Below are 23838 nucleotides of genomic sequence, written 5' to 3' on the forward strand. Positions count from 1 at the left end.
GGGCCCGCGTCGGTCAGGCCGACAGGCGGTCGCGCCCCTTGGCGCGGCGCGCCGACAGGATCGCGCGGCCGGCCCGGGTGCGCATGCGCAGCCGGAAACCGTGGGTCTTCGCGCGCCGGCGGTTGTTCGGCTGGAAGGTGCGCTTGCTCACGTCGGGCTCCGTCTTCGTAGCGGCGTAGGGCTGGTCACTGGAGTTTATCAGGGAAAGCTTCCCCAGCCGAACCAGGGTACGCGCGGCCCTACAGACCGTCAACGATGCCGCAGATCCGCCCGAAATCCACAGGTTACTTGTGGACAACGGTTGAGTGGTTGTGGACAACGCTGTTAACGTGCCCGGTTGCCGGTAGACACCGCGACGACCGGCGACGGGGCACAAAGGACTTTCCGCCACTAATCGGATGCGCCACAGGGGGCATGGCACCGCATCCGACCTGCAGAACCTCCGCCACGGGGCCACGACAGCCGCCAACTCGGCACGGGGCGAGGGGGAATCAGGACGATCCGTCCACGGCACATGACTCGTTGATACACAGGTTGTGGAAAACCTGTGGACAATGGGACCCGGGACGGGCGGAACTTCCGGCGCACGGTCCACTCGCGGTGGGGGGCGACGATGGGGGTGCGCGAACGGTGACTGACACCGACCTCGCAGCTGTATGGCATGCGGCGACGGACGAGCTCGCGGACGAGATCGTCTCGGCGCAGCAGCGTGCCTATCTGCGGCTGACGAGGCTACGGGCCATCGTCGAGGACACCGCGCTGCTCTCCGTGCCTGACGCGTTCACCCGCGACGTCATCGAGTCGCGCCTCCGGCCGGTCATCACCGAGGCGCTGTCGCGGCTGCTCGGCCGGGCCATCCAGGTCGCCGTCACGGTCCGCCCTCCGGAGGACGCGCCGCCGCTGCCGGCCCCGTCCGCCTCGCACTGGTCCAACGGCACCGCCGGCCAGCTGGCGGACACGGCTTCGGCACCGCACTATCCACAGCCGCAGTACCAGCCACCGCCGCAGCCGTCCTACGAGCAGGACCGGCTGATCCAGGACCGCATGCTCCCGGACCGGCCGAACCAGGACCGGCCGAGTTATGAGCAGGACCGCCCGGGGTATGAGCACGACCGGCCGGGCTACGAGCAGGACCGGCGGGCACACGAGCCACAGGACCAGCGGCCCCAGAGCGACCGCCTGTTCGATCTCCCGTCCGACACCCCCTCCAAGGGCACGACTGGTTGGTCGCCAGCGGAACGCACCGAACACTCCGGCACCGCCTTCGAGGCCGCCCGCGACGAACGCCTGCGCCGTTCGCCGCTGCAGGACGAGGAGCCCCTGCCGCCCCGCCCGCCGTCCAACCCCGGCACCGGCCGCGAGGACCGTCGCAGCGCACAGACCCCCGCGGGCGACTCCGCCGGCAACCGGCTCAACCCGAAGTACACGTTCGAGACGTTCGTCATCGGATCCTCGAACCGCTTCGCCCACGCCGCGTCCGTCGCGGTCGCCGAGTCGCCGGCCAAGGCGTACAACCCGCTGTTCATCTACGGCGGCTCCGGGCTCGGCAAGACGCACCTGCTCCACGCGATCGGCCAGTACGCCACGATGCTCGGCAACGCCCGCTTCGTGCGCTACGTGTCGACGGAGGAGTTCACCAACGACTTCATCAACTCGCTGCGCGACGACAAGACGCAGGCGTTCCAGCGGCGGTACCGCGACGTCGACATCCTCCTGATCGACGACATCCAGTTCCTGGAGACGCGCGAGCGGACCCAGGAGGAGTTCTTCCACACCTTCAACACCCTCCACAACGCCAACAAGCAGATCGTGATCAGCTCCGACCGCTCACCGCGGCAGCTGGCGACGCTCGAGGACCGGCTGCGGACGCGGTTCGAGTGGGGCCTGCTCGCCGACATCCAGCCGCCGGACCTGGAGACCCGGATCGCGATCCTGCAGAAGAAGGCGGCGCAGGAGCGGCTGTTCGCGCCGCCGGACGTGCTGGAGTTCATCGCGTCGCGGGTCGCGTCGTCGATCCGCGAGCTGGAGGGCGCGCTGATCCGCGTCACCGCGTTCGCCAACCTGACCCGCGCGCCCGTCGAGCTCGGCCTCGCCGAGGAGGTGCTGCGCGACTTCATCCCCGACGGCTCCGGGCCCGAGATCACGGCGGACCAGATCATGGCGTCGACCGCGGACTACTTCGGCGTCAGCCTGGAGGACCTGCGTGGGCACAGCCGGTCGCGCGTGCTCGTCAACGCGCGCCAGGTCGCCATGTACCTGTGCCGCGAGCTGACCGATCTCTCCCTGCCACGGATCGGCCAGGCGTTCGGCGGCCGCGACCACACCACCGTCATGCACGCCGACCGCAAGATCCGCCAGCAGATGGCCGAGCGGCGCTCGCTCTACAACCAGATCGCCGAGCTGACCAACCGCATCAAGCAGACGACGTAGGGGCCGGACGTCCCGCAGGGGCCGGATGGGCGCGTGACGGCGCCGGTCCGGCCCTTCTGTTTGCGGTCGCGGCAGGTGTACGACTGCCGCCCGCCGCCCTGTCCGCGACCCGATCGGCGGGGCGGACGGGGCTGTGCACAACCGCCGACCTGAGCGGTACTCACGAACAGCCTGTGGACAACATTGTGAGTTCCCTCGCGGTACCGAGTCGATTTGCGAAGAATGCACTGTCCACCGACGTTGCGCACAGCCTGTGGACAACGCGCGTTATCCACTGTTTCCACAGGCCTCCGACCTGGGATCCAGGCGCTTATGGCAATAAGTTGTCCACACCTTCGTCCCCAGGTTTCCCACAGCTTGTGGGCATATACCCCCGAGGGGTTTGCCGGAGTTATCCACACATTTTGTCCACAGAACCTGTGGATAACTTCGTCTGTGCCAACTCTTCGCCACGCTGCGTGTTTGAGTGCTCACAAGTGACCGGACGGCTACGGATTGTTCACAAGTCTCGTCCACAGTCTGTGGATAACTCCTGGGGAGAGCGTGTGGAAGACGTGTGGACACATCCGGAGAGTGATCGGATCATCGACTGAACGTGAACACCGTTCGGGACGGGTTATCCCCAGATGGTGGAGGAACCCTGTGGATTCCCGGTGGATAGCCGGTGGACAACGCCTGTGGATGACGGCTTATCCACAATCCACAACTTTGTACACAGAGGGTTATGCACAGCTCATACCCAGAGACATAACCCCGCTGAGCTGCTAAAACAGGGGTTGTCCACAGAATCCACACCACCTATGACTACGAAGTAAATCTCTTTAAAAGAGAGAAAAAAGCAATCATCAGCAAGTGGATAAGTCTCGGGCTGGAATTTTGGTGGGGTCGGTGCACGGCACCGCCGGGGAAGCCCTAAGGTTCGATGCAGCACCACGCTTGAGACGAGACGACGCGGGAGGACCGCGATGAAGTTCCGAGTCGAGCGCGACGCGCTCGCCGATGCCGTCGCCTGGACAGCCAAGAGCCTGCCCAGCCGCCCTTCTGTGCCGGTGCTTGCCGGTGTTCTGCTCAGAGTCGGTGACGGGCGCCTGCAGGTGTCCGGCTTCGACTACGAGGTGTCCAGCCAGGTGACCGTCGAGGTCCAGGCCGACGCCGACGGCGCGACGCTCGTCTCCGGGCGCCTGCTCGCCGAGATCACCAAGTCGCTGCCCGCCAAGCCCGTCGACGTCGCCGCCGTCGGGTCGCACGTCGAGATCACCTGCGGCAGTGCCCGGTTCACGCTGCCGACGATGCCCGTCGAGGACTATCCGACGCTTCCGGAGATGCCCGAGCTGGCCGGCACCGTCGACGCGGCCACCTTCGCCGGTGCCGTCTCGCAGGTGGCGATCGCCGCCGGCCGCGACGACACGCTGCCGATGCTCACCGGCGTGCGGGTCGAGCTCGAGGGGACCAAGCTGACGCTGCTCGCCACCGACCGCTACCGCCTCGCCGTGCGCGAGCTGGAGTGGCGGCCCGACGAGCCCGACGTCAGCCTCGCCGCCCTCGTGCCGGCGCGCACCCTCGACGACACCGCGAAGACGCTCGGGCCGACCGGTGGCGCGGTCTCCGTCGCGCTGTCGCGGGGCAAGATCGGCGAGGGCATGATCGGCTTCGCCGGCGGCACCCGGCGCACCACGTCCCGGCTGCTCGACGGCGACTTCCCGAAGGTGCGGGCGCTGCTGCCCGACACGCACAACGCCCAGGCCCGCATCCGGGTCTCCGCGCTCAACGAGGTGGTCCGGCGCGTCGGCCTGGTCGCCGAGCGGTCCACCCCGGTGCGGCTGTCCTTCAGCCCAGACGGTCTCGTGGTCGAGGCCAGCGGCAGCGAGGACGCGCGGGCCAGCGAGGCGATGGACTGCACCTACGAGGGCGAGCCGATGACCATCGCCTTCAACCACCAATACCTGCTCGACGGCCTCAAGGCGCTCGACGCCCCGATCGCCGTGCTGTCGTTCACTGACCCGAAGAAGCCTGCGGTCATGTCCCCGGCCAAGGATGATGGAGAAATCATCCCCGGATACTGGTACTTGATCATGCCGGTTCGCATCGGCAGCTGAGTTTCGGAGGCACCAGACATGCAGCTCGGTCTCATCGGCTTGGGCAGGATGGGCTTCAACATGCGCGAGCGGCTGCGCGCCGCCGGGCATGAGGTCATCGGTTACGACCACCACCCAGACGTCACCGACGTGTCGTCGCTCAGCGAACTGGTCGACAAGCTCGCCGCGCCCCGCGTCGTGTGGATCATGGTCCCGGTGCAGTACACGGAGCCGACCATCGACGAGCTCGCCGGTCTGCTGTCCCCCGGTGACATCGTCATCGACGGCGGCAACTCGCGCTTCAGCAACGACCGCCCCCGGGCGGAGCGGCTCGCCACCAAGAGCCTCGGCTACCTCGACGTCGGTGTCTCCGGCGGCGTCTGGGGCCGGACCAATGGCTATGCGCTGATGGTCGGCGGCGACAAGAAGCACGTCGAGCACTGCATGCCGATCTTCGAAGGCCTCAAGCCCGAGGGCGAGTTCGGCTTCGCGCACGCGGGCGGCGTCGGCGCCGGCCACTACGCGAAGATGGTCCACAACGGCATCGAGTACGGCATGATGCACGCCTATGCCGAAGGCTACGAGCTGCTCGAAGCCTCCGAATACGTCGAGAACATCCCCGAGGTGTTCAAGTCGTGGCGGGCCGGCTCGGTCGTGCAGTCATGGCTGCTGGACCTGATGGACCGGGCCCTCGACGAGGACCCCAACCTCGACGGCCTGCGGGGCTATGCCGACGACACCGGCGAGGGCCGCTGGACGGTCGAGGAGGCCATCCGGCTGGCCGTGCCGATGAACGTGATCGCGGCGTCGCTGTTCGCCCGGTTCGCCTCGCGGCAGGACGACTCGCCGGCCATGAAGGCGGTCGCCGCGCTGCGCAACCAGTTCGGCGGTCACGCGGTCAAGAAGGGCTGAGTTTGTACGTCCGCGGTCTCGAGCTCGTCGACTTCCGCAGTTACGAGCGGGTCGTCGTCGAGTTCGAGCCCGGGGCGTGCGTGCTCGTCGGGCCCAACGGTGTGGGCAAGACCAACCTGGTCGAGGCCCTCGCGTATGTGGCCAGCCTCGAGTCCCACCGGGTCGCGACCGACGCGCCGCTGGTGCGCTTCGGCACGAGCCGTGCGGTGGTCCGCTGCGCCATCGTCCACGAGGAGCGCGAGCTGCTCGTCGAGCTGTCGATCGAGCCCGGCAAGGCCAACAAGGCGCGACTGGGCCGGTCGCCGGTGGCCCGCACCCGCGACATCCTCGGCGCGCTGAAGCTGGTCCTGTTCGCGCCGGAGGATCTGTCGCTGATCCGCGGTGACCCGGGCGAGCGCCGCCGGATGCTGGACGAGCTGCTGGTCACCCGGCAGCCCCGGTTCGCCGGCGTGCGCTCCGACTACGACCGGGTGCTCAAGCAGCGCAACGCCCTGCTGCGCAGCGCCTACCTGGCCCGCAAGACCGGCGGCAGCCGCGGCGGCGACCTGTCGACCCTCGACGTGTGGGACAGCCACCTGGCCCAGCACGGCGCCCAGCTGGTCCGGGCGCGGCTCGACCTCGTCGCCGCGCTCGCGCCGCACGTCGCCAAGGCGTACGCGGCGGTCAGCGCCAGCCGGTCCGACGCCCGCATCGCCTACAGCCCGTCGTTCCCGCTGCCGGTACAGGGGGAGACGGCACAGGCAGAGATCGAGCAGGCGCTGCTGGTGGCGCTCGGGGAGGCCCGCAAACAGGAGGTCGAGCGGGGCGTGACGCTGGTCGGGCCGCACCGCGACGAGCTGACGCTGACGCTCGGCGACCTGCCGGCGAAGGGGTACGCCAGCCACGGGGAGTCCTGGTCCTACGCCCTCGCGCTGCGGCTGGCGGCCTACGATCTGCTGCGGGACGACGCGGTGGAGCCGGTGCTGGTGCTCGACGACGTGTTCGCCGAGCTCGACGTGGGCCGCCGCGAGCGGCTCGCGGAGCTCGTCAGCGGCGCGAGCCAGGTCATCGTCACGTGTGCCGTCGACGACGACGTCCCCCGCGCGCTCCGAGGGGCGCACTATGAGGTGGGCGGAGGCGAGGTGCGACGTGGCTGACACCGGTGGCGGCGACAAGAGCGGGCCGGAGCTGGCCAGGGCGGCGGTCGAGGCCGCCCTCGCCAAGCGGAGGGCGCAGCCGCGGCGCAAGGCCGTGCCCGAGGGCGGCGGCGACTCGCGGCGGCGGCGCGGGTACACCGGACCGGGGCCCGACCCTCGGGACCCGCAGTTGTTCGGCGCGCTGCTGGGGCGGGTCGTGAAGGCGCGGGGGTGGCAGCGGCCGGCGGCCGAGGCGACCGTGTTCGGCGAGTGGGAGCGGGTCGTCGGCGCCGACGTGGCGGCCCACTGCCGGCCGATCAAGCTGGAGGACGGGGAGCTGACCGTCGAGGCGGAGTCCACGGCGTGGGCGACGCAGCTGCGGATGCTCTCCAGCCGGCTCATCGCGCGCATCGCTGGTGAGGTCGGTCACAACGTCGTGAAGAAGCTGCACATCCACGGCCCGTCGACGCCCTCGTGGAGCCGCGGGCCGATGCGGGTCCGCGGGCGTGGCCCGCGCGACACCTACGGCTGATCGACCCGCCACGAAACCAGGCCCTTCAGTCCGCCGGGTAACGGGTGTCGGGCCCGCTGCGTCGTACAAATGCCGCAAACGCCAAATCTAGAAGTCGGCGTATACGGCGAACCCGCGGTTGGCGCAGCGCCGGTAGAACTTCGCGAGCACGTCCAGTTCGGCGATCGTGTAGCTCCACTGCGGAGCGTCGCCGGTGTCGTCACGCAGCGCGTCGAGGCGGCTCTGCAGCCAGCGCAGCTGCTGCTCGGCGAGGCGGGAGCCCTCGAGGGCCCGGCGCAGCACCGTGCTCACCGTCTCGAACGTGATCTCGTCGCCGAACTCCTGATGCCCGTTGACGAAGCGCTCGAGCCCGCCGGCTATCCAGGCGCAGTCGTCCGGGCTGATCACCGGATCCTCGTCCTCGGCGGCCGCGTCGGTGGCGAACAGCACACCGTTGAGCCCGAAGAGCAGATCCACCAGCTCCGTATAACCGGTGACGCGCACCGTGCCGGTCTTCGCCACGTGGTCCGCCAGCGCCGCGGCCGGCCCCGCGTGCAGCGGCAGCTTCTCTGCCAACTCGGCGAAGTCGACGAACTCGGCCGGCGCCACCGGGTCGTAGAACCGTCCGGTGCGCGGCCACTGCACGGCGACGTTGTCCAACCCCATCGCGGACCCCTCGCTCTCACACTTGCCCCGCCCCCGCGGCGGGGAACATACGGCACGAACGGCCGCTCGCGCGACCCCCGCAGGTGCCGAACCCGGCGACAGCATCTCAGCGCTCGCCGTGCCGCCCGTCATCGCCCGTCCGAACCCCTCCCGCGTAGGGGGACCTTCGCCCCGTACCGTTCGGGCCGCTACGACGACTACAGGCGCCGTCCCGATGCGAAAATGTCGCAGGGGCACAGTAGGATTGCGGGCAGAGCGAAGGCTCTGAGAACCAGCCGACACATCCCCGCGTGCACGCGTCCGCGGTGTCGGCCCGCCGGTGGTCACGGCGCCCGTTCGGTGGGGCGCAGGCCACTTGCGTGCCCGCATCCGCGACCGTAGTGCTCGCACGACTCCGCACGAGACCCGGGGCGCCCTCCAGCGCGGCCGGCCAGTGCGAGAAAGCGACCGAGGGTGGTAGCAAACAAGCCCGAAGGCCAATACGACTCCTCCGCGATCACCGTCCTCGAAGGGCTCGAGGCGGTCCGCAAGCGCCCTGGCATGTACATCGGCTCGACCGGCGAGCGCGGCCTGCACCACCTGGTGTGGGAGGTCGTGGACAACGCCGTCGACGAGGCCCTGGCGGGCTTCTGCGACACCATCGAGGTCACGCTGCTCGAAGGTGGCGGGGTCCGGGTCGTGGACAACGGTCGTGGCATCCCGGTCGACATCCACCCGAAGGAGCAGCGCCCGACCGTCGAGGTCGTCCTGACCGTGCTGCACGCCGGTGGGAAGTTCGACGGCAAGGCATATGCGGTCTCCGGCGGTCTGCACGGCGTCGGCATCTCGGTCGTCAACGCGCTGTCCACGCGCATCGACCTGGAGATCCACAAGGACGGGTTCGTCTGGCGGCAGGTGTACCGCAACTCGGTGCCCGACCCGCTGCAGAAGGGCGAGGCGACCGACCGCACCGGCACCAGCGTGACGTTCTTCCCCGACGGCGCGATCTTCGAGACCCTCGAGTTCAACTACGAGACGGTCTACCGGCGCATCCAGGAGTACGCGTTCCTCAACCGCGGGCTGAAGATCGCGCTGCGCGACGAGCGCACCGACGCGCCCGAGGAGAAGCGGGAGGTCGTCTTCTGCTACGAGAACGGCATCGCCGACTTCGTCCGCCACCTCAACGCGACCAAGACGCCGATCCACCGCTCGGTGGTGGAGTTCGGCTCCGACGGCGAGGGCATCTCCGTCGAGATCGCCATGCAGTGGAACGAGTCGTATGGCGAGAGCGTCTACACGTTCGCCAACACGATCAACACGCATGAGGGCGGCACCCACGAGGAGGGCTTCCGCAGCGCGCTGACCTCCGTCGTCAACAAGTACGGCGCGGACAAGAAGCTGCTCAAGGGCGACGAGAAGCTCACCGGCGAGGACATCCGCGAGGGCCTGGCCGCGATCATCTCGATCAAGCTGACCAACCCGCAGTTCGAGGGCCAGACGAAGACCAAGCTCGGCAACACCGAGGCCCGCAGCTTCGTGCAGAAGGTGTGCAACGAGTGGCTGGTCGACTGGTTCGACCGCAACCCCGCCGAGGTCAAGACCATCATCACGAAGGCGTCCCAGGCCGCCCGGGCGCGCCTGGCCGCCTCGCAGGCGCGCAAGCTGGCCCGGCGCAAGTCGCTGCTGGAGTCCGGCTCGATGCCCGGCAAGCTGGCCGACTGCCAGTCCAACGACCCCCGGGTCTCCGAGCTGTTCATCGTCGAGGGTGACTCCGCCGGCGGCTCGGCCAAGCAGGGGCGCGACCCGCGGGTCCAGGCGATCCTGCCGATCCGCGGCAAGATCCTCAACGTCGAGAAGGCGCGCATCGACCGCGTCCTCAAGAACAACGAGGTCCAGGCGCTGATCACGGCGCTGGGCACCGGCATCCACGACGAGTTCGACATCGAGAAGCTGCGCTACCACAAGCTGATCCTGATGGCCGACGCCGACGTCGACGGCCAGCACATCCAGACGCTGCTGCTGACGCTGGTGTTCCGGTTCATGCGCCCGCTGATCGAGCTCGGCCACGTGTATCTCGCGGCGCCCCCGCTGTACAAGATCAAGTGGAACAAGAAGGGCGACGACGCGCAGTACGCGTACACCGACCGTGAGCGCGACGGCCTGATCACGCTGCGCCAGCAGAGCAAGCCCAACGCCAAGCCCGACGACATCCAGCGGTTCAAGGGTCTCGGCGAGATGAACTACCCCGAGCTGTGGGAAACGACGATGAACCCGGCGACCCGCATGCTCCGTCAGGTGACATTGGACGACGCTGCAACCGCAGACGAACTCTTCAGCGTCCTGATGGGCGAAGACGTGGAAGCACGCCGCTCGTTCATCCAGCGCAACGCTAAAGACGTCCGGTTCCTCGACATCTGACCGTCGACACTGAGAAAAGGGATAAAGAGTGACGGAACCGACTTCCACTCCGGAGACCCCCGACGAGAGTGGTTCAGCGGTCGCGAGCCGGATCGAACCGATCGGCATCGAAGTCGAGATGCAGCGGTCCTACCTCGACTACGCGATGAGCGTCATCGTCGGGCGGGCCCTTCCGGACGTCCGTGACGGCCTCAAGCCAGTCCACCGCAAGATCCTCTACGCCATGTTCGACGGCGGCTACCGGCCCGACCGTGGCTACGTGAAGTGCGCCCGCGTCGTCGGCGACGTGATGGGTAACTACCACCCGCACGGCGACGCCTCGATCTACGACGCCATGGTCCGCATGGCGCAGAACTGGTCGCTGCGCTACCCGCTGATCGACGGCAACGGCAACTTCGGCTCGCCGGGCAACGACCCCGCCGCCGCCATGCGGTACACCGAGGCGCGGCTCGACCCGCTCGCCATGGAGATGCTGCGGGACATCGACGAGGACACCGTCGATTTCGTCCCCAACTACGACGGCCGGGCCCAGGAGCCCACGATCCTGCCGTCGCGCATCCCCAACCTGCTCGTCAACGGCAGCACCGGCATCGCCGTCGGCATGGCGACCAACATCCCGCCGCACAACCTGCGGGAGATCGCCCAGGCCGTGCAGTGGTGCCTGGACAACCCCGACGCCGACGAGGCCGAGACGCTCGACGAGCTGATCAAGATCGTCAAGGGTCCCGACTTCCCGACCAAGGGCCTCATCGTCGGCACGTCGGCCATCATCGACGCGTACCGGACCGGCCGCGGCTCCATCCGGATGCGCGCCGTCGTCGAGGTCGAGGAGGACGCCCGCGGGCGGACCATCCTCGTCGTCACCGAGCTGCCGTATGCGGTCAACCCCGACAACCTGGCCGAGCGCATCGCCGACCTGGTCAAGGAGGGCAAGCTCGCCGGCATCGCCGACATCCGCGAGGAGTCCTCCGGCCGCACCGGCATGCGCCTGGTGATCGTGCTCAAGCGCGACGCCGTCGCCAAGGTCGTGCTCAACAACCTGTACAAGCACACGCAGCTGCAGGAGACGTTCGGCGCCAACATGCTGGCGCTCGTCGACGGCGTGCCCCGCACGCTCAACCTCGCGCAGTTCGTGCGGCACTACGTCACGCACCAGATCGAGGTCATCGTCCGGCGCACCGCGTACCGGTTGCGCAAGGCCGAGGAGCGCGCCCACATCCTGCGCGGCCTGGTCAAGGCCCTCGACATGCTCGACGAGGTCATCGCACTCATCCGGCGCTCGCCGAGCGCCGAGGAGTCGAAGAACGGCCTCATGAACCTCCTGGACATCGACGACATCCAGGCCACCGCCATCCTCGACATGCAGCTGCGCCGGCTCGCCGCACTGGAGCGCCAGCGCATCTTCGACGAGCTGGCGAAGATCGAGATCGAGATCGCCGACTACAAGGACATCCTGGCCACGCCGGCCCGGCAGCGGCAGATCATCTCCGAGGAGCTCGCCGAGATCGTCTCCCGCCGCGGCGACGACCGGCGGACCCAGATCATCCCGTTCGACGGCGAGGTCTCCATGGAGGACCTCATCGCGCGGGAGGACGTCGTCGTCACCATCACCCGCACCGGGTATGCGAAGCGCACCAAGGTCGACCTGTACCGCTCGCAGAAGCGCGGCGGGAAGGGTGTCTCCGGTGCGACGCTGAGGCAGGACGACATCGTCAGCCACTTCTTCGTGTGCTCCACACACGACTGGATGCTGTTCTTCACCAACAAGGGACGCGTCTACCGGGCGAAGGCATACGAGCTGCCTGAGGCGAGCCGGGTCGCGAAGGGCCAGCACGTCGCCAACCTGCTGGCGTTCCAACCCGACGAGCACATCGCGCAGGTGATCGAGATCCCGAACTACCAGGTGTCGCCGTACCTGGTCCTGGCCACCAAGGACGGCCTGGTCAAGAAGACCAAGCTGGAGGAGTTCGACTCCAACCGGTCCGGCGGGATCATCGGCATCAACCTGCGCGACGAGGACGAGCTCGTCGGCGCCGCGCTGCTCGGCCCAGAGGACGACCTGCTGCTGGTCAGCAAGCAGGCGCAGGCGATCCGCTTCACCGCCAACGACGACACCTTGCGCCCCATGGGCCGCGCGACGTCGGGGGTGATCGGCATGCGCTTCGCCGAGGGTGATGAACTGCTGGCGATGGAAGTTGTGCGCGAGGGGATGGATCTGGACGTGTTGGTGGCCACCGACGGTGGCTTCGCCAAGCGGACTCCCATCGAGGAATATCCGGTGCAAGGTCGCGGCGGCAAGGGTGTCCTCACCGCTAAAATCACGTCTCGTCGCGGTGGGCTCGTTGGCGCCGCGGTGATCTCTCCGGACGATGAGCTTTTCGCCATCACCTCAAATGGTGGCGTGATCCGGACTCCCGTGAAGCCTGTACGACGTACGCGGGATCGGAACACAATGGGGGTCAAGCTCATGGACCTGCCGGAGGGTGTGACCATCGTCGCGATCGCCCGCAACGCCGATGAGCCCGACGAACAGGACTAGTTGATGACAGACACACAGGCGAAGTCGGGGAGCGCCTCGGCAGCAACCGATGAGGCCAAGCCGGCCGGAGAGGCTGCCATGACGGGATCCGACTCGGGGGCGCCTGCCGCCGGCGGCGACGCCGGCGCGGTCAACGGGACCAGCACGCCCGGCGAGACCACCATCGGCGGCACGCCGAAGTTTCAGCGTGCACCGGGGATGGCTCCGCCGCCCGACTCGTTGACGGTGCCGATCCAGTCGCCTTCGACGGCGATGGGCAAGGCGGGCGTCACGACGCCTCCGCCGGTCACGCTCGGCGCTACCGGGCCTTCGGCGCCCACCAGCGGCGCGGCGACCGGCACGGCCAGCGTCGCCGTCGCACGCGCCTCCGTGCGCCCGACCAACGCGGGCGCCACGCAGGCGCTGAACACGCCCGCGGCGGCGGTGAGCGGCTCCGCCCGCGTCACCGAGGCCGTCCGTGCCGCCCGCAAGACGGTCAGCTCCGCGGTCGGCCGCGGCCCGCGCCGGGCCCGGCTGCACCTCAAGCGCATCGACCCGTGGTCTGTGATGAAGTTCGCGTTCGCGGTCTCGTTCGTCCTGTTCGTCGTCGTGATCGTCGCCACGTCGGTGCTCTACCTGGCCCTCGACGCGATGGACGTCTTCAACAGCGTCAACAAGGCCCTTGCCGACATCGTCAGCTCCACCGGCGGCCAGGCCAACAACACCTTCCGCATCACCGCGAAGGGTGTCATCGGCGGCGCCGCCCTCCTCGGCGTGGTCAACGTGGTCCTCTTCACCGCGCTGGCCACCCTCGGCTCCTTCATCTACAACGTCTGCGCCGACCTGGTCGGCGGCATCGAGCTGACCCTCGCCGAGAAGGACTGACCTGCGTTTTCCCCCGCGGCGGGCGCTTCGACTCGCCGCGGGGGGAACCGGTTTGAGGCTTGGGTGTCGGGTGCGGTAACCTTCATCGTCGCGCTGATACGCCGCTTTTCGCGGGGATCGGTGTAATGGGGCTATAGCTCAGTCGGTTAGAGCGCAGAGCTGATAACTCTGAGGTCGCTGGTTCGATTCCAGCTAGCCCCACATGTGGAAAAAGGTGCTCGTGGTGGTCGCAGTCGTCGGTGCCGCTGCCTATGTCGCCAAGCGCGTGAAGACCGCAAACGAGGAGCGCGCGCTCTGGCACGAGGCCACCACCGCACCCGACCTGCGCTAGTCAACACCGAGGGATTCCCTCGCTCGGGGGCGTAGCTCAACTGGCAGAGCACCGCCTTTGCAAGGCGGGGGTTAGGGGTTCGAGTCCCCTCGCTTCCACCAATCGGCGCACTCTGCTCGCGCGCCTTCGGCGGGCTCGCCGGGGTGGTGTCAGCATTCCCCGCGCGGCCCTTCGGGCCGCTCCCCAGTGGGGGAGCTTCGCTCCACCCGACGCCCCCTCAAGACCAGTAGCTCCAGCTACTGGTCTTTTGCCGTTCTACGCGGCGCGTCGTCACTGAGGCGTTCTGCTGCCTGGATGTGCGGCTCATCTCGTACAGTGCCGGCTCATGGGTTGGTATGGAACGCTCCTGCTCGCGAAGTCCGCCGATGGCCCGCTTCCGGCGTACCGGGGGGTGCGGCAGGCGTTCGGGTCGTGGTTCGCCACGCCGAGCAGAATGCGGGTGTTCGGTAACCCGCTCGGGCTGTACGACTTGGGCGACGGCTGGCAGCGGGTCGGTGTACGTCCGTTCTACCGAGAGCGGCTGCGGTTGGCGGCAGGCGTCCAGGAACTGGCCGCCGCGACCGGGGCTCCGGTGCTGGCGGGATGGGTTTCCGAGAGCGTGTGTGCGCATCTGGAAGCCTGCACCCCTGCGGGCGTGTCCGTGACCATGCACCTGCCCAACACCGGCGAAGACTGTGGATACGAGCACCTGGACGGCCGGCCCGGACGGGTCGACCCACACCGTGCGGTCGAGGCGTTCGAGGCATGGGCTCACGAGGCCGGGCGGACTCCGAGGCCCGAGACCATCTCAGCCGTCGTCCACGACACCTGGGACGAATCGCCGTTCAGGGAGGACAAGGTACTGGCGTTGTTCGCCGCACTCGGTTTCCCCGCCGAACGGGAGGTCCTGCCGGTCATCGACCCACATGACCAGGCAGTCGGGGGCTACGGCCTCTGGAGCCATGAAGCCGACCACAGGGCCGCAGTCCGCATCCACGCATTGAAGAGGGGAACCTTGCCGGGTCCCGAGTACGACCTGACCCCGTCGGAGCAGGAGTACCTGCGCTTCGAAGACCTGGCGTGGGGCTCGGTCTACGGCGGTGGCCTCGGTCGCGACGACCTGATCGCCGAGTATGAGCAATTGACATCGCGATGGCCGGACCCGCAATCGAGTCATCGCCATGGGGATTGACCGAACGGTTATTCGGCTCGGGTCAGCGGGCCAGGTCTGGGATGACCTCGGCGGTGGGGAGGGTGGCAAGGGCGGCGCCGGGGAGGACGATCTTGCTGCGGCGCAGGCCGCTGCCCACGATGACCCAGGGGACGTCGACGACGCGGGAGTCGATGAGGACGGGCCAGTCGGCGGGGAGGCCGATGGGGGTGATGCCGCCGTACTCCATGCCGGTCAACGAAACAGCGTCGTCCATGGGGGCGAAGCTGGCCTTGCGGACGTCGAGGCGCTTGCGGGCCACGCCGTTCACGTCGGCGCGGGTGGTGGCCAGGATGACGCAGGCCGCGTAGCGCACCGAGCCCTCGCGTTTGCCGGCGACGACGACGCAGTTGGCGGACTGCTCGAGGGAGACGTCGTACGCGGCGCAGAACTCGGCGGTGTCGGCCAAGGAAGGGTCGATCGGGGCGGCGAAGATGTCCGTGGAGTGCAGCGCCGCGAGGACCGGGGCGGCCAGCAGGTCCGGGGCCGAGGCGGCCGGGACCGTCTCCAGCTTGCCGATCAACGGGGGCCGTCCGGGGCGGGTGCCGTCATGAAGGGGTCTCCGATCTCGGACGACGACGGACCGACACGCGCCGTCGTTGTCGCCAGGCTAGTCATGCGCCGGCAACGGGTCTTGAGGGGGTGTGGGCGGAGCGGCCCGAAGGGCTGCGCGGGGCGCAGCTCGGGGCACAGCTCAACGGCCGTCGTCCAGGGCGAGTGCCTTCATGAAGATGTCTCCGATTTTGGACGGGTCCTGGGCGATGAAGACCGCACCGCCCGTCGCGTCGACGATCTTCTGCATCTCGGCCTGGTTCACTTCGGAGCCGACGCCGATGATGATGATCTGCACCGGCTGGTCCTTGTTCTCCGCTTTTCGCAGTGAGCTGACGAGCGTGTCGAGGGACATGCCGGCGGGGTTGTTGTTGCGGCCGCCGGTGATGACCACGACCGAGTTGCCGCGGGTCGGGTCCCAGCCCTGCTGGACCGACTGGTACGCGGCGAACACGGTGTCGTAGAGGTTGCTGCCGCCCTTGGGGTTGGGCTTCAGGCTGCCCAGCGCGCCGCGGAGCTGGTCGCGCTGGGCGTTCAACGGGCCGATGGGCACCAGCTGCTGGTGGCCGGTGGAGAACGACCAGAGGCCGACCGCCCAGCTCTCGGGGAACATGTCCAGGCCTCCGAGCGAGGCCTGGACGGCGACCTGTTGCTTGGTGAGGCCGCCGGCGGACGGGACGGCCGTCTTCATCGCGGCGGAGGTGTCGAGGACCGCCAGCATGCGTGACGGCTGGGTGATCTCGATCCACATCTGCAGCGCCGCGTTGATGACCTTCGGCTCCGGCACGGGGGTGACGGTGCCGCCGGTCGAGGCGCTGGGGCCGAGGGTCATGTTGGCGCCGACGCTGCCGTCGTTGGCGCGCAGCTGGTGCGAGGAGAGCATGTTGCGGAAGTCCGCCCCGGACAGCACGGCGCGGAACTGCTCCGCGGCGGCGGCCCGGTTGGGTGACAGGCGGGGCATCGCGGCGTACGGGTAGTCCAGCGCGATCGGCGCCGGGTCCGGGTAGACCGCGATGAGCGGGACCGCCGGCCCGGTCGCGTTGTACGCGTGCAGCGCCTGCTCCGACAGCGGCGCGAGCGTCACCGCGGTGGACAGGGTCCGCGGGTCGGCGTCGCGCGGGAACCGGGCGATGAGGCCCGACTGCTGCTCCGACTTGCCGCTGGTCAGGGCCTTGATCGCGCCGACCGTCAGGGCGTCGCCCTCAGGGCCGAACTGGTCTCGTACCGACGCCATCGCCACCATCGTGGAGATGCCGACGGCGTCGTGTTTGGGGTCGACGATGCCCGCGGTGATCCGGGTGTCGCCGACGATCTGCTGCAGCACCTGCTTCCAGGTGAGCTTGTTCTCCAGCCAGCCGAGTGACTTCGCCGTCGGCTCCGGCACCGCCAGCACTATCGGGCTGCGCGCCAGCGACGGTGCGGCCTGCGGCACCAGGTCCTCGCGGGCGGCGCGCATGCGCTGAAGCCAGATCGAAGAGTCCGGGATCCACACGTGCGGCACCAGCGTCTTGCCGTCGGCCTGGCCGAGCGTGCTGATGGAGACGCCGTGCTCACCGGCGATCGCCGCGGCGACCTCCGATGCGCCCACGGCGGCCACATCGACCGAGACACACTCGTTGTCGACCCGCGGCTCGGTCTTGACCCACCGATTCGCGGCGTCCTTGATGGCCGGCGCGATCTCCGGGCTCGCCGCGACTGAGAGCCGCACCGTGCCCGAGCACCCCGCCGACGACATCACTTGGTAGCCGCCATAGACGGCACCGATGACGACGAGGGGAAGGATCATGCCGGCGGCGAGTGCGACGAACCCGTTACTTCTCAGGTCCGCCGCTGCGTGCCGTCCTCTCACGGGTACCAATATTCCCTAGATACGAGGTAAATGGGTCCCGCGTTCGGCTATTCGTCACACAAGTTCGCGCGACACGAGTACACTCCGCACTTCAATGATCACGTTGAGTCTGAAACTTGTTCGGATCCTTTCGGAAGCCTTTGCAGATCGTTTGGACGAACTCCCGCGCCTCGGCGCCGTTGCCGGGCCGCCAGGTGCACGCGAGGTCCACCGCGACCACCCTCCCCGTCGCGATGATCTCCTCCACCTTCGCGAGCACCGCCCCGAGCGACGGCCCGCCCGGCACGGGGAAGAGCAGACCGGGTAGCTCCGCCCCGTCCACCACGTCGAGATCCACGTGTACGACCAGCGGGCCCTCCGGAAGTTCCAGGTCCTGCAGCCGGTACCGGCGGATCCCCGACCCCTTCAGGTACTCCTCCTCGGCCGGGTCGAGGTCCCGGGCGTCGACCAGCACGGCCCGCTCCTCGGCCAGCGCCCGGATCCCGAGCCGGTCGGCGATGAGCTCCGGCCGGTACCCGACCAGCACCCGCAACGGCATCCCGCCGATGTACCCCGAGGTGGTCGTCTCCAGCGTCTGCACGTCCCCGTGCGCGTCGAACCACACGATCGCCGGGTCGACCCCGCGCCGCTGCAGGCCGGCGACGGTCCCCAGCGCGGTGGTGCAGTCCCCGGAGATCACCACGGGCGCGTCGGCGCCGCTCACCTCGTCGGCGACCCGTTCGTACAGCACCGCCAGCCGTCCCCAGATGTCACCATCCTCGGGGAACTCGACGGTGACGGTCACGTCCGCCGGCTCGTCGACCAGCCCGTCCAGCGGCTCGTCCAGGTGGTAGGGAACGTAGATCGTGGTCATGCCCTCAGTCTCCCCCGGCGTCGCCTGGGGACCACCGCCGGTGCGCGGCCGGCCGGCCCGGGTCACCGTCCTGTCCGGCCCGTCCGGCGTCGGCAAGACCCGGCTCGCCGACGCGTACGCCCACCAGTGCATCGCCGACGGCTGGCCGTTGGTCCTGCGGCTGTCCGCGACGGACGAGATCAGCCTGCTCGTCGGCCTCGACCAGGTCGCGGAGTCGCTCGGCGCCTGGGACGCCGGCTCCGACGTGTCGCGGACCGTCCCGGCGGCGCTCACCCTGCTCCGCGACCATCCCGGCCCGGTGCTCATGGTCTACGACGACGCGCCCGGCATGGATCTGGTGCACCGGTGGCGGCCGTACTTCGGCGCGATCCACGTCGTCGTCACCACGCGGGCCGCGGTCCCCGGTGCCGTCGAGCTGGGCGGCCACCCGCCGGCGGACGTGCCGCCCGACCTCGCCGGGCTCGCCGCGCGGGTCGACCACCACCCCGAGGCGCTGGCGATCGCGGCCGCGACGTGCGGGCCGGGGCGGCGCTTCCCGGCCCCCGACGACCATCCCGGCACCGACGTGGTCCGCCTCGCGCACGAGTCGCTGTCTCCCGAGGTGTACTGGCTGCTGGAGTGCCTCGCCGTCCTGGCGCCGTGCGGCATCGACCCCCGGCTGCTCGGCGGGAAGCCGCCCCTCGACGTGCCGCCCGCGCTCGCGACGGTCACCGCCGACCGGGTCACGCTCACGAACCTCGTCCGGCACGCGATCGCCGCCCGCGGCCGCGAGCTGGGCCGGGCCGACACCGTGCTCACCCACGTCGCCGGCGCCCTGGCCCGCATGGCCAAGCGGATCGACGGATCGAGGGCCGCCGCGGCCGAGCTCGCGCTGCATCTGCAGGCGGCGTTCCTGCACAGCGACACCGCCACCGCCAAGACCCGCAAGCGGCTCGTCCACCTGCGCAGCAAGAGCACCGACCTGCTGCTGCGCAGCCACAACACCAGCGCCGTCGACACGCTGGGCCCGGCGGTCCTGACCGACGCGACGTTCGTGCACGGCAACATCGCGCACGGCGACCTGGTCTTCGCCCACGCCACCCTCAAGCGGGCCCGCGACGCGCTGGGCTACCCGGCCGACACGCTGCGGGCGGCGCGGGACCAGGTCGCCGCGGCGACCCGGGTGCTCGGTCCGTGGCACTCCGAGACGCTGGACCGCCGCGTGACGCTGGGCATCGTGCTGCGGCGCCAGTACGCGTTCGAGGACGCCCTGGCCGTCCACGCCGCGCTCCTGGCCGACTGCCGGGCGGCCCTGGACGCCGATCATCCCGACACGCTGGAGGCTCAGTACCAGGTGGCCGTCGACCACCGGCTGCTCGGCCGGCTGGACGAGTCGGAGCCCCTGCTCGAGCACACGTACGCCGCCCGCCTGCGGATCCTCGGCCCGCACCACGTCGCCACCTGCTACACCGGTGAGTCGCTGGCCCTCGACTGGCTGGAGACCGGCCGCGTGGACGAGGGCATCCAGCTCCTCTCGCGGGTGCTGGCCGACCAGTTGGCGTCGGCGGCTCCTGTACCGGATTGCATCGCCAACATCGAGCACAACCTCGCCGACGCCTACCGGCTCACGGGCCGCCACGCGGAGGCGAAGGCGCTGTATCAGCGGTGCATCGCCGGCTACCCGCGCGGAGGGGTCGCGGAGCTCATGGCGCGGGGCGGGCTGGCCGCGCTGCGCTGAGCCCCACGGGTGGAGACGACGGCCGCGGCGGTGAGCAGGGCGAGCATCAGGGCCGTGATGAGCCGGACGATCACGATGTGCGGGCCGTGGTACCCGAGGTGCCACGTCACCAGGGCGCCGGCGGTGAACACGGCGGCGGCCGTCGGCCAGAACAGCCTCGGGGCGGGCCTGACCGGCGGTGGCGTGCCGTGCCAGTCGCGGAGGAGGCGGTGGCTTCCGGCGTACCAGATGAACAGCGGCGTCAGGAGCAGGGAGGCGTAGTCGCTGGTCTGCCGCACGGCGAACCACGAGGTCAGCGGGCCGGGGTGGGTGACGAGATCCCACAGCAGGTGGCTGGCCACCCCGATCGCCGCCGAGCTCACCGTGATCCACCACCGGTGGCGGACCCGGCCGAGGACGCCGTAGTCGCGCGCCCAGCCGCCCTCGCGGCCCAGGTGCGCGGCGACGGCCGGGGCGCCCAGGCGGATGAGCCACGCGACGAGCAGCGCGACCGGCACGCTGAACCACAGCGCGCCGAAGAGGTGGTCGGGCTCGTAGCCCCAGGCGTGCACGGCGTGCCGCGGCGCCGGGACCGGGAGCCGGTCGAAGAGGTAGGCGGTGTCGGGCGCCGCGGCCCCGGCCACCAGCGCGACGCCGTCGAACCACCTGGGCCGCCACAGCTTCAGCGGCAGGACGGCGAGCGGATGGGTCGGCAGTGTCGAAGGCAAAGTTTTTCCGCTCCTCGTGTCGAAGGGGTGCGTCGTCGTTCGACGCGTCATTAGAACCCAACCTGAAGGAGCACCGAGATGCGCAAGATCGTTGCCGGGCTGCACATGTCCCTCGACGGCGTCGTCGAGTCGCCGGAGCGCTGGAGCTTCGACTACTTCTGCGACGAGGTCGGCCAGTCGATCAAGGACCGCCGCGACGCCACCGGCACGCTGCTGCTCGGCCGGCAGACGTACGAGGAGTTCGCCAAGATCTGGCCCGGGCAGAGCGGCGAGATCGCCGACTTCATGAACCACACGCCGAAGCTGGTCGCGTCGACCACGCTGACCTCGGTCGACTGGGCCGGGTCGACGCTGCTGGAGGGCGATGTCGCCGCCGCCCTCACCGCGTTGAAGCGCCAGGACGGCGGCAACATCACCGTCACCGGCAGCGCCACGCTGGTCCGGTCGCTGCTGGCGGCCGGTGTACTGGACGAGCTGCACCTCCTGGTGTGCCCGATCGTCCTGGGCGCCGGCAAGCGCCTCTTCGACGGCTCGCGGGTCCCGCTGCGGCTGACAACGTCCGAGACGTTCCCGACCGGCGTCGTCCACCTCACGTACGGGCCGGCCTGAGCCCCAGCACCCTCGCCGGCCCGCCGCTGCCGCCCTGGAACCGCGGGACTCCCACCACGATCGTCGCGCCGGCGTCGGGAAGGGCGGCCAGGTTGGTGAGGTGCTCCAGGCCGTACCGGCGGCCGTGCAGCCAGATCCGGTGGACCGGGCAGCCGTCGCGCTCGCCGGCGGGGGTGTCCAGGCTCGGCGTGTCGATCCCGATCGCGCCGACCTGGGGGCGCTCCGCCACGAGGAACTCGGCCACCTCGGGCGCGAACGCCGGCCAGTGCGGCTGGTCGTGGGCGTCGAGCCCGAGGTACGCCCGCCGGTCGCCGATCAGTTCGGACCGGCCGGTCAGGGCCAGCACCGCCGCGGGCAGCGGACCGTTGCGCCGTTCCCAGGCTCGTACATCGGCGACCCCCACAACGGCGTCGGGCGATCGCGCGGCACGGTCCCGGATGTCCAGGACCGCCGCGGGCAGCACCAGGTCCGCCGCGGGGATGTCGTCGACGGTCCGCTCGCCGGGGGCGAAATGCGCGGGCGCGTCCAGGTGCGTGCCCCAGTGCTCATCCATGTCCCACCGCTGCGAGAAGCACACCCCGCTCGCGAAGTCCTTGGACGCCGCCACGCGCGCCGCGACGCTGGACGGATGGCCCGGAAACCCGGGCGACACGACGTGCGACAGGTCGACAACCGATCGGTTCTGGTCGATCATTTTCCGACGCTACCATCGGCCGTTCCGCAGGTCGCGGCGACGTTGCACGTGAAACATGAGCCGTTCGTGCGAAGACCCGGTGATCACGGCGTGCGAGGTTGTCAGTCGTGACAACGCTTGGCAAGGGTGGGAACACGGCCGTGCAGGTCGGCGCGGTCCGGGTGGTCGTCGGCTGGCAGCAGGGGGCGGGGGTGCCCGACGTCGACTGCACGGCGCTGCTGCTCGACCCGGCGGGCAAGGTGCGCGGCGACAACGACATGGTGTTCTACAACCAGCCGAAGCACCCGAGCGGCGCCGTCGTCCACGACGGGAAGCAGCAGGCAGGTGGCTGGGGGTACGACGCGGTGAGCGCCGACCTGCGGGCCGTGGAGCCGGGCGTCGACCGGATCGTGGTCGCCGCGTCGGCGGACGGTGGCTCGTTCGGGCAGGTCCCCGGGCTGCACGTCACGGTCTACGACACCGCCACCGGCGCCGAGATCGCCCGGTTCACCGAGATGCGGGCCACGACGGAGACGGCGTTCGTCGTCGGGGAGCTGTACCGCCGGCAGGGCGCCTGGAAGTTCCGCGCCGTCGGGCAGGGGTGGGACACCGGGCTGGCCGGGCTGGCGACCGCCTTCGGCATCTCGATCTCCGAGGAGGCCGCGGCGCCCGCAACGGCGCCCGCACCGGCGCCCGCGCAGCAGCCGGGGGTCCGGTTCACCAAGGGCGAGGAGCGGCTGCCCGCCGCCGACCGGCAGCGGCTCAACCTGCGCAAACAGCAGGTGCTGGTGTCACTGGCGAAGCGCGGCGCCGCCGGGATCCGGGCCAGGGTCATCGTGGTGCTCGACGCGTCCGGGTCGATGCACCGGCTGTACAAGAGCGGCATCGTCAGCCAAGCGGTCGAGCGCATGGCCGCGGTCGCCGCTCAGCTGGACGACGACGGGACCATGCAGGTGTGGGCGTTCGCCGACCTCGCCCGCCAGCTGCCGGATCTGACCATCGCCGAGATGCCGGGTTGGCTCGCCGCCCAGACGCCGAAACGGCCCTCGGGCGTGGGTGGCAGCAACAACGAGGCGAGCGTCATCGACCAGGTCCGGCGCTGGACCGCGGCGAACCCGGTGCCCGACCCGACCCTGGTGCTGTTCTTCTCCGACGGCGGCGTCCACCGCAACGCCGAGATCGAGCGCCAGCTGCGCGCCGCCGCGAGCGAGCCGACGTTCTGGCAGTTCATCGGCCTGGGCAGGGGCAACTACGGCATTCTCGAGCGGTTCGACCGGATGGCGGGCCGGGTCGTGGACAGCGTCGGGTTCTTCGCGGTCGACGACATCTCGAAGGTCAGCGACGCCGAGCTCTACGACCGCCTGCTCGGCGAGTTTCCGACCTGGATCCCGGAGGTCAGGAGGCTAGGCATCCTGCGCTGAGGCGGCCTCGCGGACCTGGCGCTGGAGGCGGGTCAGGACGGCGGTGCCGCCGCGGACGCGCAGCGGGCTGATCGCCGTGGCGAGACCCATCCGCTGGTACAGGTCGGAGGGGACGGCCAGGACCTCGGCGGCGGTGGCACCCTCGAGGCCTTCGCTCAGGATGCCCGCGAAGGCGCGGGTCGTCGGCGCCTCGGGCGGGCAGTCGAAGTGGAGCTCGACCTGATCCGTGGGTGTCACCACCGCCTTGAGGAAGAACGGCGTCTGGCACTCGGGCACCTGCTCCATGCCTTCGTGCCCGTCGAACGACGCCGGCAGCGGGCGGACCGCGTCAGCGAACTCGAGCAGCATCTCCAGCACCACGTCGCGGGGCGCGGAGGCGAACTCGTCAACGATGGCGGCCAGCTTGCCGGGCATGTCCATACCTCAAA

General features: G+C 69.7%; 21 protein-coding genes and 2 tRNA genes. 15 read left to right on the forward strand and 8 right to left on the reverse strand.

Features of this window, described 5'->3' with window-relative positions:
- Nucleotides 1–13: 13 nt before the first annotated feature.
- Nucleotides 14–151 (reverse strand): 50S ribosomal protein L34, encoded by a 138-nt coding sequence (rpmH, locus tag AB0J72_RS01965; RefSeq protein ID WP_033360019.1) that lies wholly within the window; start codon nucleotides 149–151, stop codon nucleotides 14–16.
- Between the two features lie 479 nt (nucleotides 152–630).
- Here rpmH and dnaA point away from each other — a divergent pair, with 479 nt between their 5' ends.
- From dnaA to AB0J72_RS01990, 5 genes are all read left to right on the forward strand, one after another.
- Nucleotides 631–2430 (forward strand): chromosomal replication initiator protein DnaA, encoded by a 1800-nt coding sequence (dnaA, locus tag AB0J72_RS01970; RefSeq protein WP_363393422.1) that lies wholly within the window; start codon nucleotides 631–633, stop codon nucleotides 2428–2430.
- Between the two features lie 965 nt (nucleotides 2431–3395).
- Entirely contained in the window at nucleotides 3396–4526 is a 1131-nt protein-coding gene (gene dnaN, locus AB0J72_RS01975) for a DNA polymerase III subunit beta (protein ID WP_363393424.1), read from the forward strand.
- A gap of 18 nt (nucleotides 4527–4544) precedes the next feature.
- On the forward strand, nucleotides 4545–5417 hold the full coding sequence (gene gnd / locus AB0J72_RS01980) for a phosphogluconate dehydrogenase (NAD(+)-dependent, decarboxylating) (RefSeq protein WP_363393426.1): 873 nt from the start codon (nucleotides 4545–4547) through the stop codon (nucleotides 5415–5417).
- A gap of 2 nt (nucleotides 5418–5419) precedes the next feature.
- The gene (gene recF, locus AB0J72_RS01985) at nucleotides 5420–6553 is read left to right on the forward strand and encodes a DNA replication/repair protein RecF (protein ID WP_363393428.1); all 1134 of its coding nucleotides are present in this window, start codon (nucleotides 5420–5422) and stop codon (nucleotides 6551–6553) included.
- The gene (locus AB0J72_RS01990) at nucleotides 6546–7064 is read left to right on the forward strand and encodes a DciA family protein (protein ID WP_363393430.1); all 519 of its coding nucleotides are present in this window, start codon (nucleotides 6546–6548) and stop codon (nucleotides 7062–7064) included. Before recF ends, AB0J72_RS01990 begins: the two co-directional genes overlap by 8 nt.
- A gap of 87 nt (nucleotides 7065–7151) precedes the next feature.
- Here the strand turns inward: AB0J72_RS01990 and AB0J72_RS01995 are convergent, their stop codons facing one another.
- A complete protein-coding gene (locus AB0J72_RS01995) occupies nucleotides 7152–7709 on the reverse strand; it encodes a hypothetical protein (RefSeq protein ID WP_344508487.1) in 558 nt (185 codons plus the stop codon).
- 453 nt (nucleotides 7710–8162) lie between these two features.
- Here AB0J72_RS01995 and gyrB point away from each other — a divergent pair, with 453 nt between their 5' ends.
- The 7 genes from gyrB (at nucleotide 8163) to AB0J72_RS02030 (ending at nucleotide 15011) form a co-directional block, all read left to right on the forward strand.
- The gene (gyrB, locus tag AB0J72_RS02000; RefSeq protein WP_360569332.1) at nucleotides 8163–10106 is read left to right on the forward strand and encodes a DNA topoisomerase (ATP-hydrolyzing) subunit B; all 1944 of its coding nucleotides are present in this window, start codon (nucleotides 8163–8165) and stop codon (nucleotides 10104–10106) included.
- A 28-nt stretch (nucleotides 10107–10134) separates the two neighbouring features.
- Nucleotides 10135–12645 (forward strand): DNA gyrase subunit A, encoded by a 2511-nt coding sequence (gyrA, locus tag AB0J72_RS02005; RefSeq protein ID WP_344508483.1) that lies wholly within the window; start codon nucleotides 10135–10137, stop codon nucleotides 12643–12645.
- Between the two features lie 3 nt (nucleotides 12646–12648).
- Nucleotides 12649–13509, forward strand: coding sequence for a DUF3566 domain-containing protein (locus tag AB0J72_RS02010; RefSeq protein ID WP_363393433.1), 861 nt, complete (start codon nucleotides 12649–12651; stop codon nucleotides 13507–13509).
- Nucleotides 13510–13636: 127 nt separating this feature from the next.
- Nucleotides 13637–13710, forward strand: a tRNA-Ile gene (locus AB0J72_RS02015).
- 1 nt (nucleotide 13711) lies between these two features.
- On the forward strand, nucleotides 13712–13840 hold the full coding sequence (locus AB0J72_RS02020) for a DLW-39 family protein (protein ID WP_211273575.1): 129 nt from the start codon (nucleotides 13712–13714) through the stop codon (nucleotides 13838–13840).
- A gap of 25 nt (nucleotides 13841–13865) precedes the next feature.
- Nucleotides 13866–13941 (forward strand) — tRNA-Ala (locus AB0J72_RS02025).
- A gap of 224 nt (nucleotides 13942–14165) precedes the next feature.
- Nucleotides 14166–15011, forward strand: coding sequence for a hypothetical protein (locus tag AB0J72_RS02030; RefSeq protein WP_363393436.1), 846 nt, complete (start codon nucleotides 14166–14168; stop codon nucleotides 15009–15011).
- Nucleotides 15012–15033: 22 nt separating this feature from the next.
- Here AB0J72_RS02030 and AB0J72_RS02035 read toward each other — a convergent pair whose 3' ends face one another.
- The 3 genes from AB0J72_RS02035 to AB0J72_RS02045 all read right to left on the reverse strand — a co-directional run bounded on the left by AB0J72_RS02035 (nucleotide 15034) and on the right by AB0J72_RS02045 (nucleotide 18283).
- Nucleotides 15034–15549 carry a YbaK/EbsC family protein gene (locus AB0J72_RS02035; protein ID WP_363393936.1) on the reverse strand — a complete coding sequence of 172 codons (516 nt, stop codon included), beginning with the start codon at nucleotides 15547–15549 and terminating at the stop codon, nucleotides 15034–15036.
- 174 nt (nucleotides 15550–15723) lie between these two features.
- Nucleotides 15724–17430, reverse strand: a complete 1707-nt coding sequence (locus tag AB0J72_RS02040) for a substrate-binding domain-containing protein (protein WP_363393438.1) — start codon at nucleotides 17428–17430, stop codon at nucleotides 15724–15726.
- 91 nt (nucleotides 17431–17521) lie between these two features.
- Nucleotides 17522–18283, reverse strand: coding sequence for an arginase family protein (locus AB0J72_RS02045; protein ID WP_363393440.1), 762 nt, complete (start codon nucleotides 18281–18283; stop codon nucleotides 17522–17524).
- Here AB0J72_RS02045 and AB0J72_RS02050 point away from each other — a divergent pair.
- The gene (locus AB0J72_RS02050) at nucleotides 18282–20000 is read left to right on the forward strand and encodes a tetratricopeptide repeat protein (RefSeq protein ID WP_363393442.1); all 1719 of its coding nucleotides are present in this window, start codon (nucleotides 18282–18284) and stop codon (nucleotides 19998–20000) included. The two genes, AB0J72_RS02045 and AB0J72_RS02050, sit on opposite strands and share 2 nt — an antisense overlap.
- On the opposite strand, the gene AB0J72_RS02055 is transcribed toward AB0J72_RS02050, so the two are convergent.
- Entirely contained in the window at nucleotides 19940–20707 is a 768-nt protein-coding gene (locus AB0J72_RS02055; RefSeq protein ID WP_363393444.1) for a DUF4184 family protein, read from the reverse strand. The two genes, AB0J72_RS02050 and AB0J72_RS02055, sit on opposite strands and share 61 nt — an antisense overlap.
- A gap of 78 nt (nucleotides 20708–20785) precedes the next feature.
- Here AB0J72_RS02055 and AB0J72_RS02060 point away from each other — a divergent pair, with 78 nt between their 5' ends.
- Nucleotides 20786–21316, forward strand: coding sequence for a dihydrofolate reductase family protein (locus tag AB0J72_RS02060; RefSeq protein WP_363393446.1), 531 nt, complete (start codon nucleotides 20786–20788; stop codon nucleotides 21314–21316).
- Here the strand turns inward: AB0J72_RS02060 and AB0J72_RS02065 are convergent.
- The gene (locus tag AB0J72_RS02065; RefSeq protein ID WP_363393448.1) at nucleotides 21297–22010 is read right to left on the reverse strand and encodes a cyclase family protein; all 714 of its coding nucleotides are present in this window, start codon (nucleotides 22008–22010) and stop codon (nucleotides 21297–21299) included. The two genes, AB0J72_RS02060 and AB0J72_RS02065, sit on opposite strands and share 20 nt — an antisense overlap.
- A gap of 107 nt (nucleotides 22011–22117) precedes the next feature.
- Here AB0J72_RS02065 and AB0J72_RS02070 point away from each other — a divergent pair, with 107 nt between their 5' ends.
- Nucleotides 22118–23410 (forward strand): VWA domain-containing protein, encoded by a 1293-nt coding sequence (locus AB0J72_RS02070; RefSeq protein WP_363393450.1) that lies wholly within the window; start codon nucleotides 22118–22120, stop codon nucleotides 23408–23410.
- Here the strand turns inward: AB0J72_RS02070 and AB0J72_RS02075 are convergent.
- Nucleotides 23393–23830 carry a SufE family protein gene (locus tag AB0J72_RS02075; RefSeq protein WP_363393452.1) on the reverse strand — a complete coding sequence of 146 codons (438 nt, stop codon included), beginning with the start codon at nucleotides 23828–23830 and terminating at the stop codon, nucleotides 23393–23395. The two genes, AB0J72_RS02070 and AB0J72_RS02075, sit on opposite strands and share 18 nt — an antisense overlap.
- Between the last annotated feature and the right edge of the window lie 8 nt (nucleotides 23831–23838).

It is taken from the genome of Dactylosporangium sp. NPDC049742 (assembly GCF_040674675.1).
Lineage (GTDB): Bacteria > Actinomycetota > Actinomycetes > Mycobacteriales > Micromonosporaceae > Dactylosporangium > Dactylosporangium maewongense.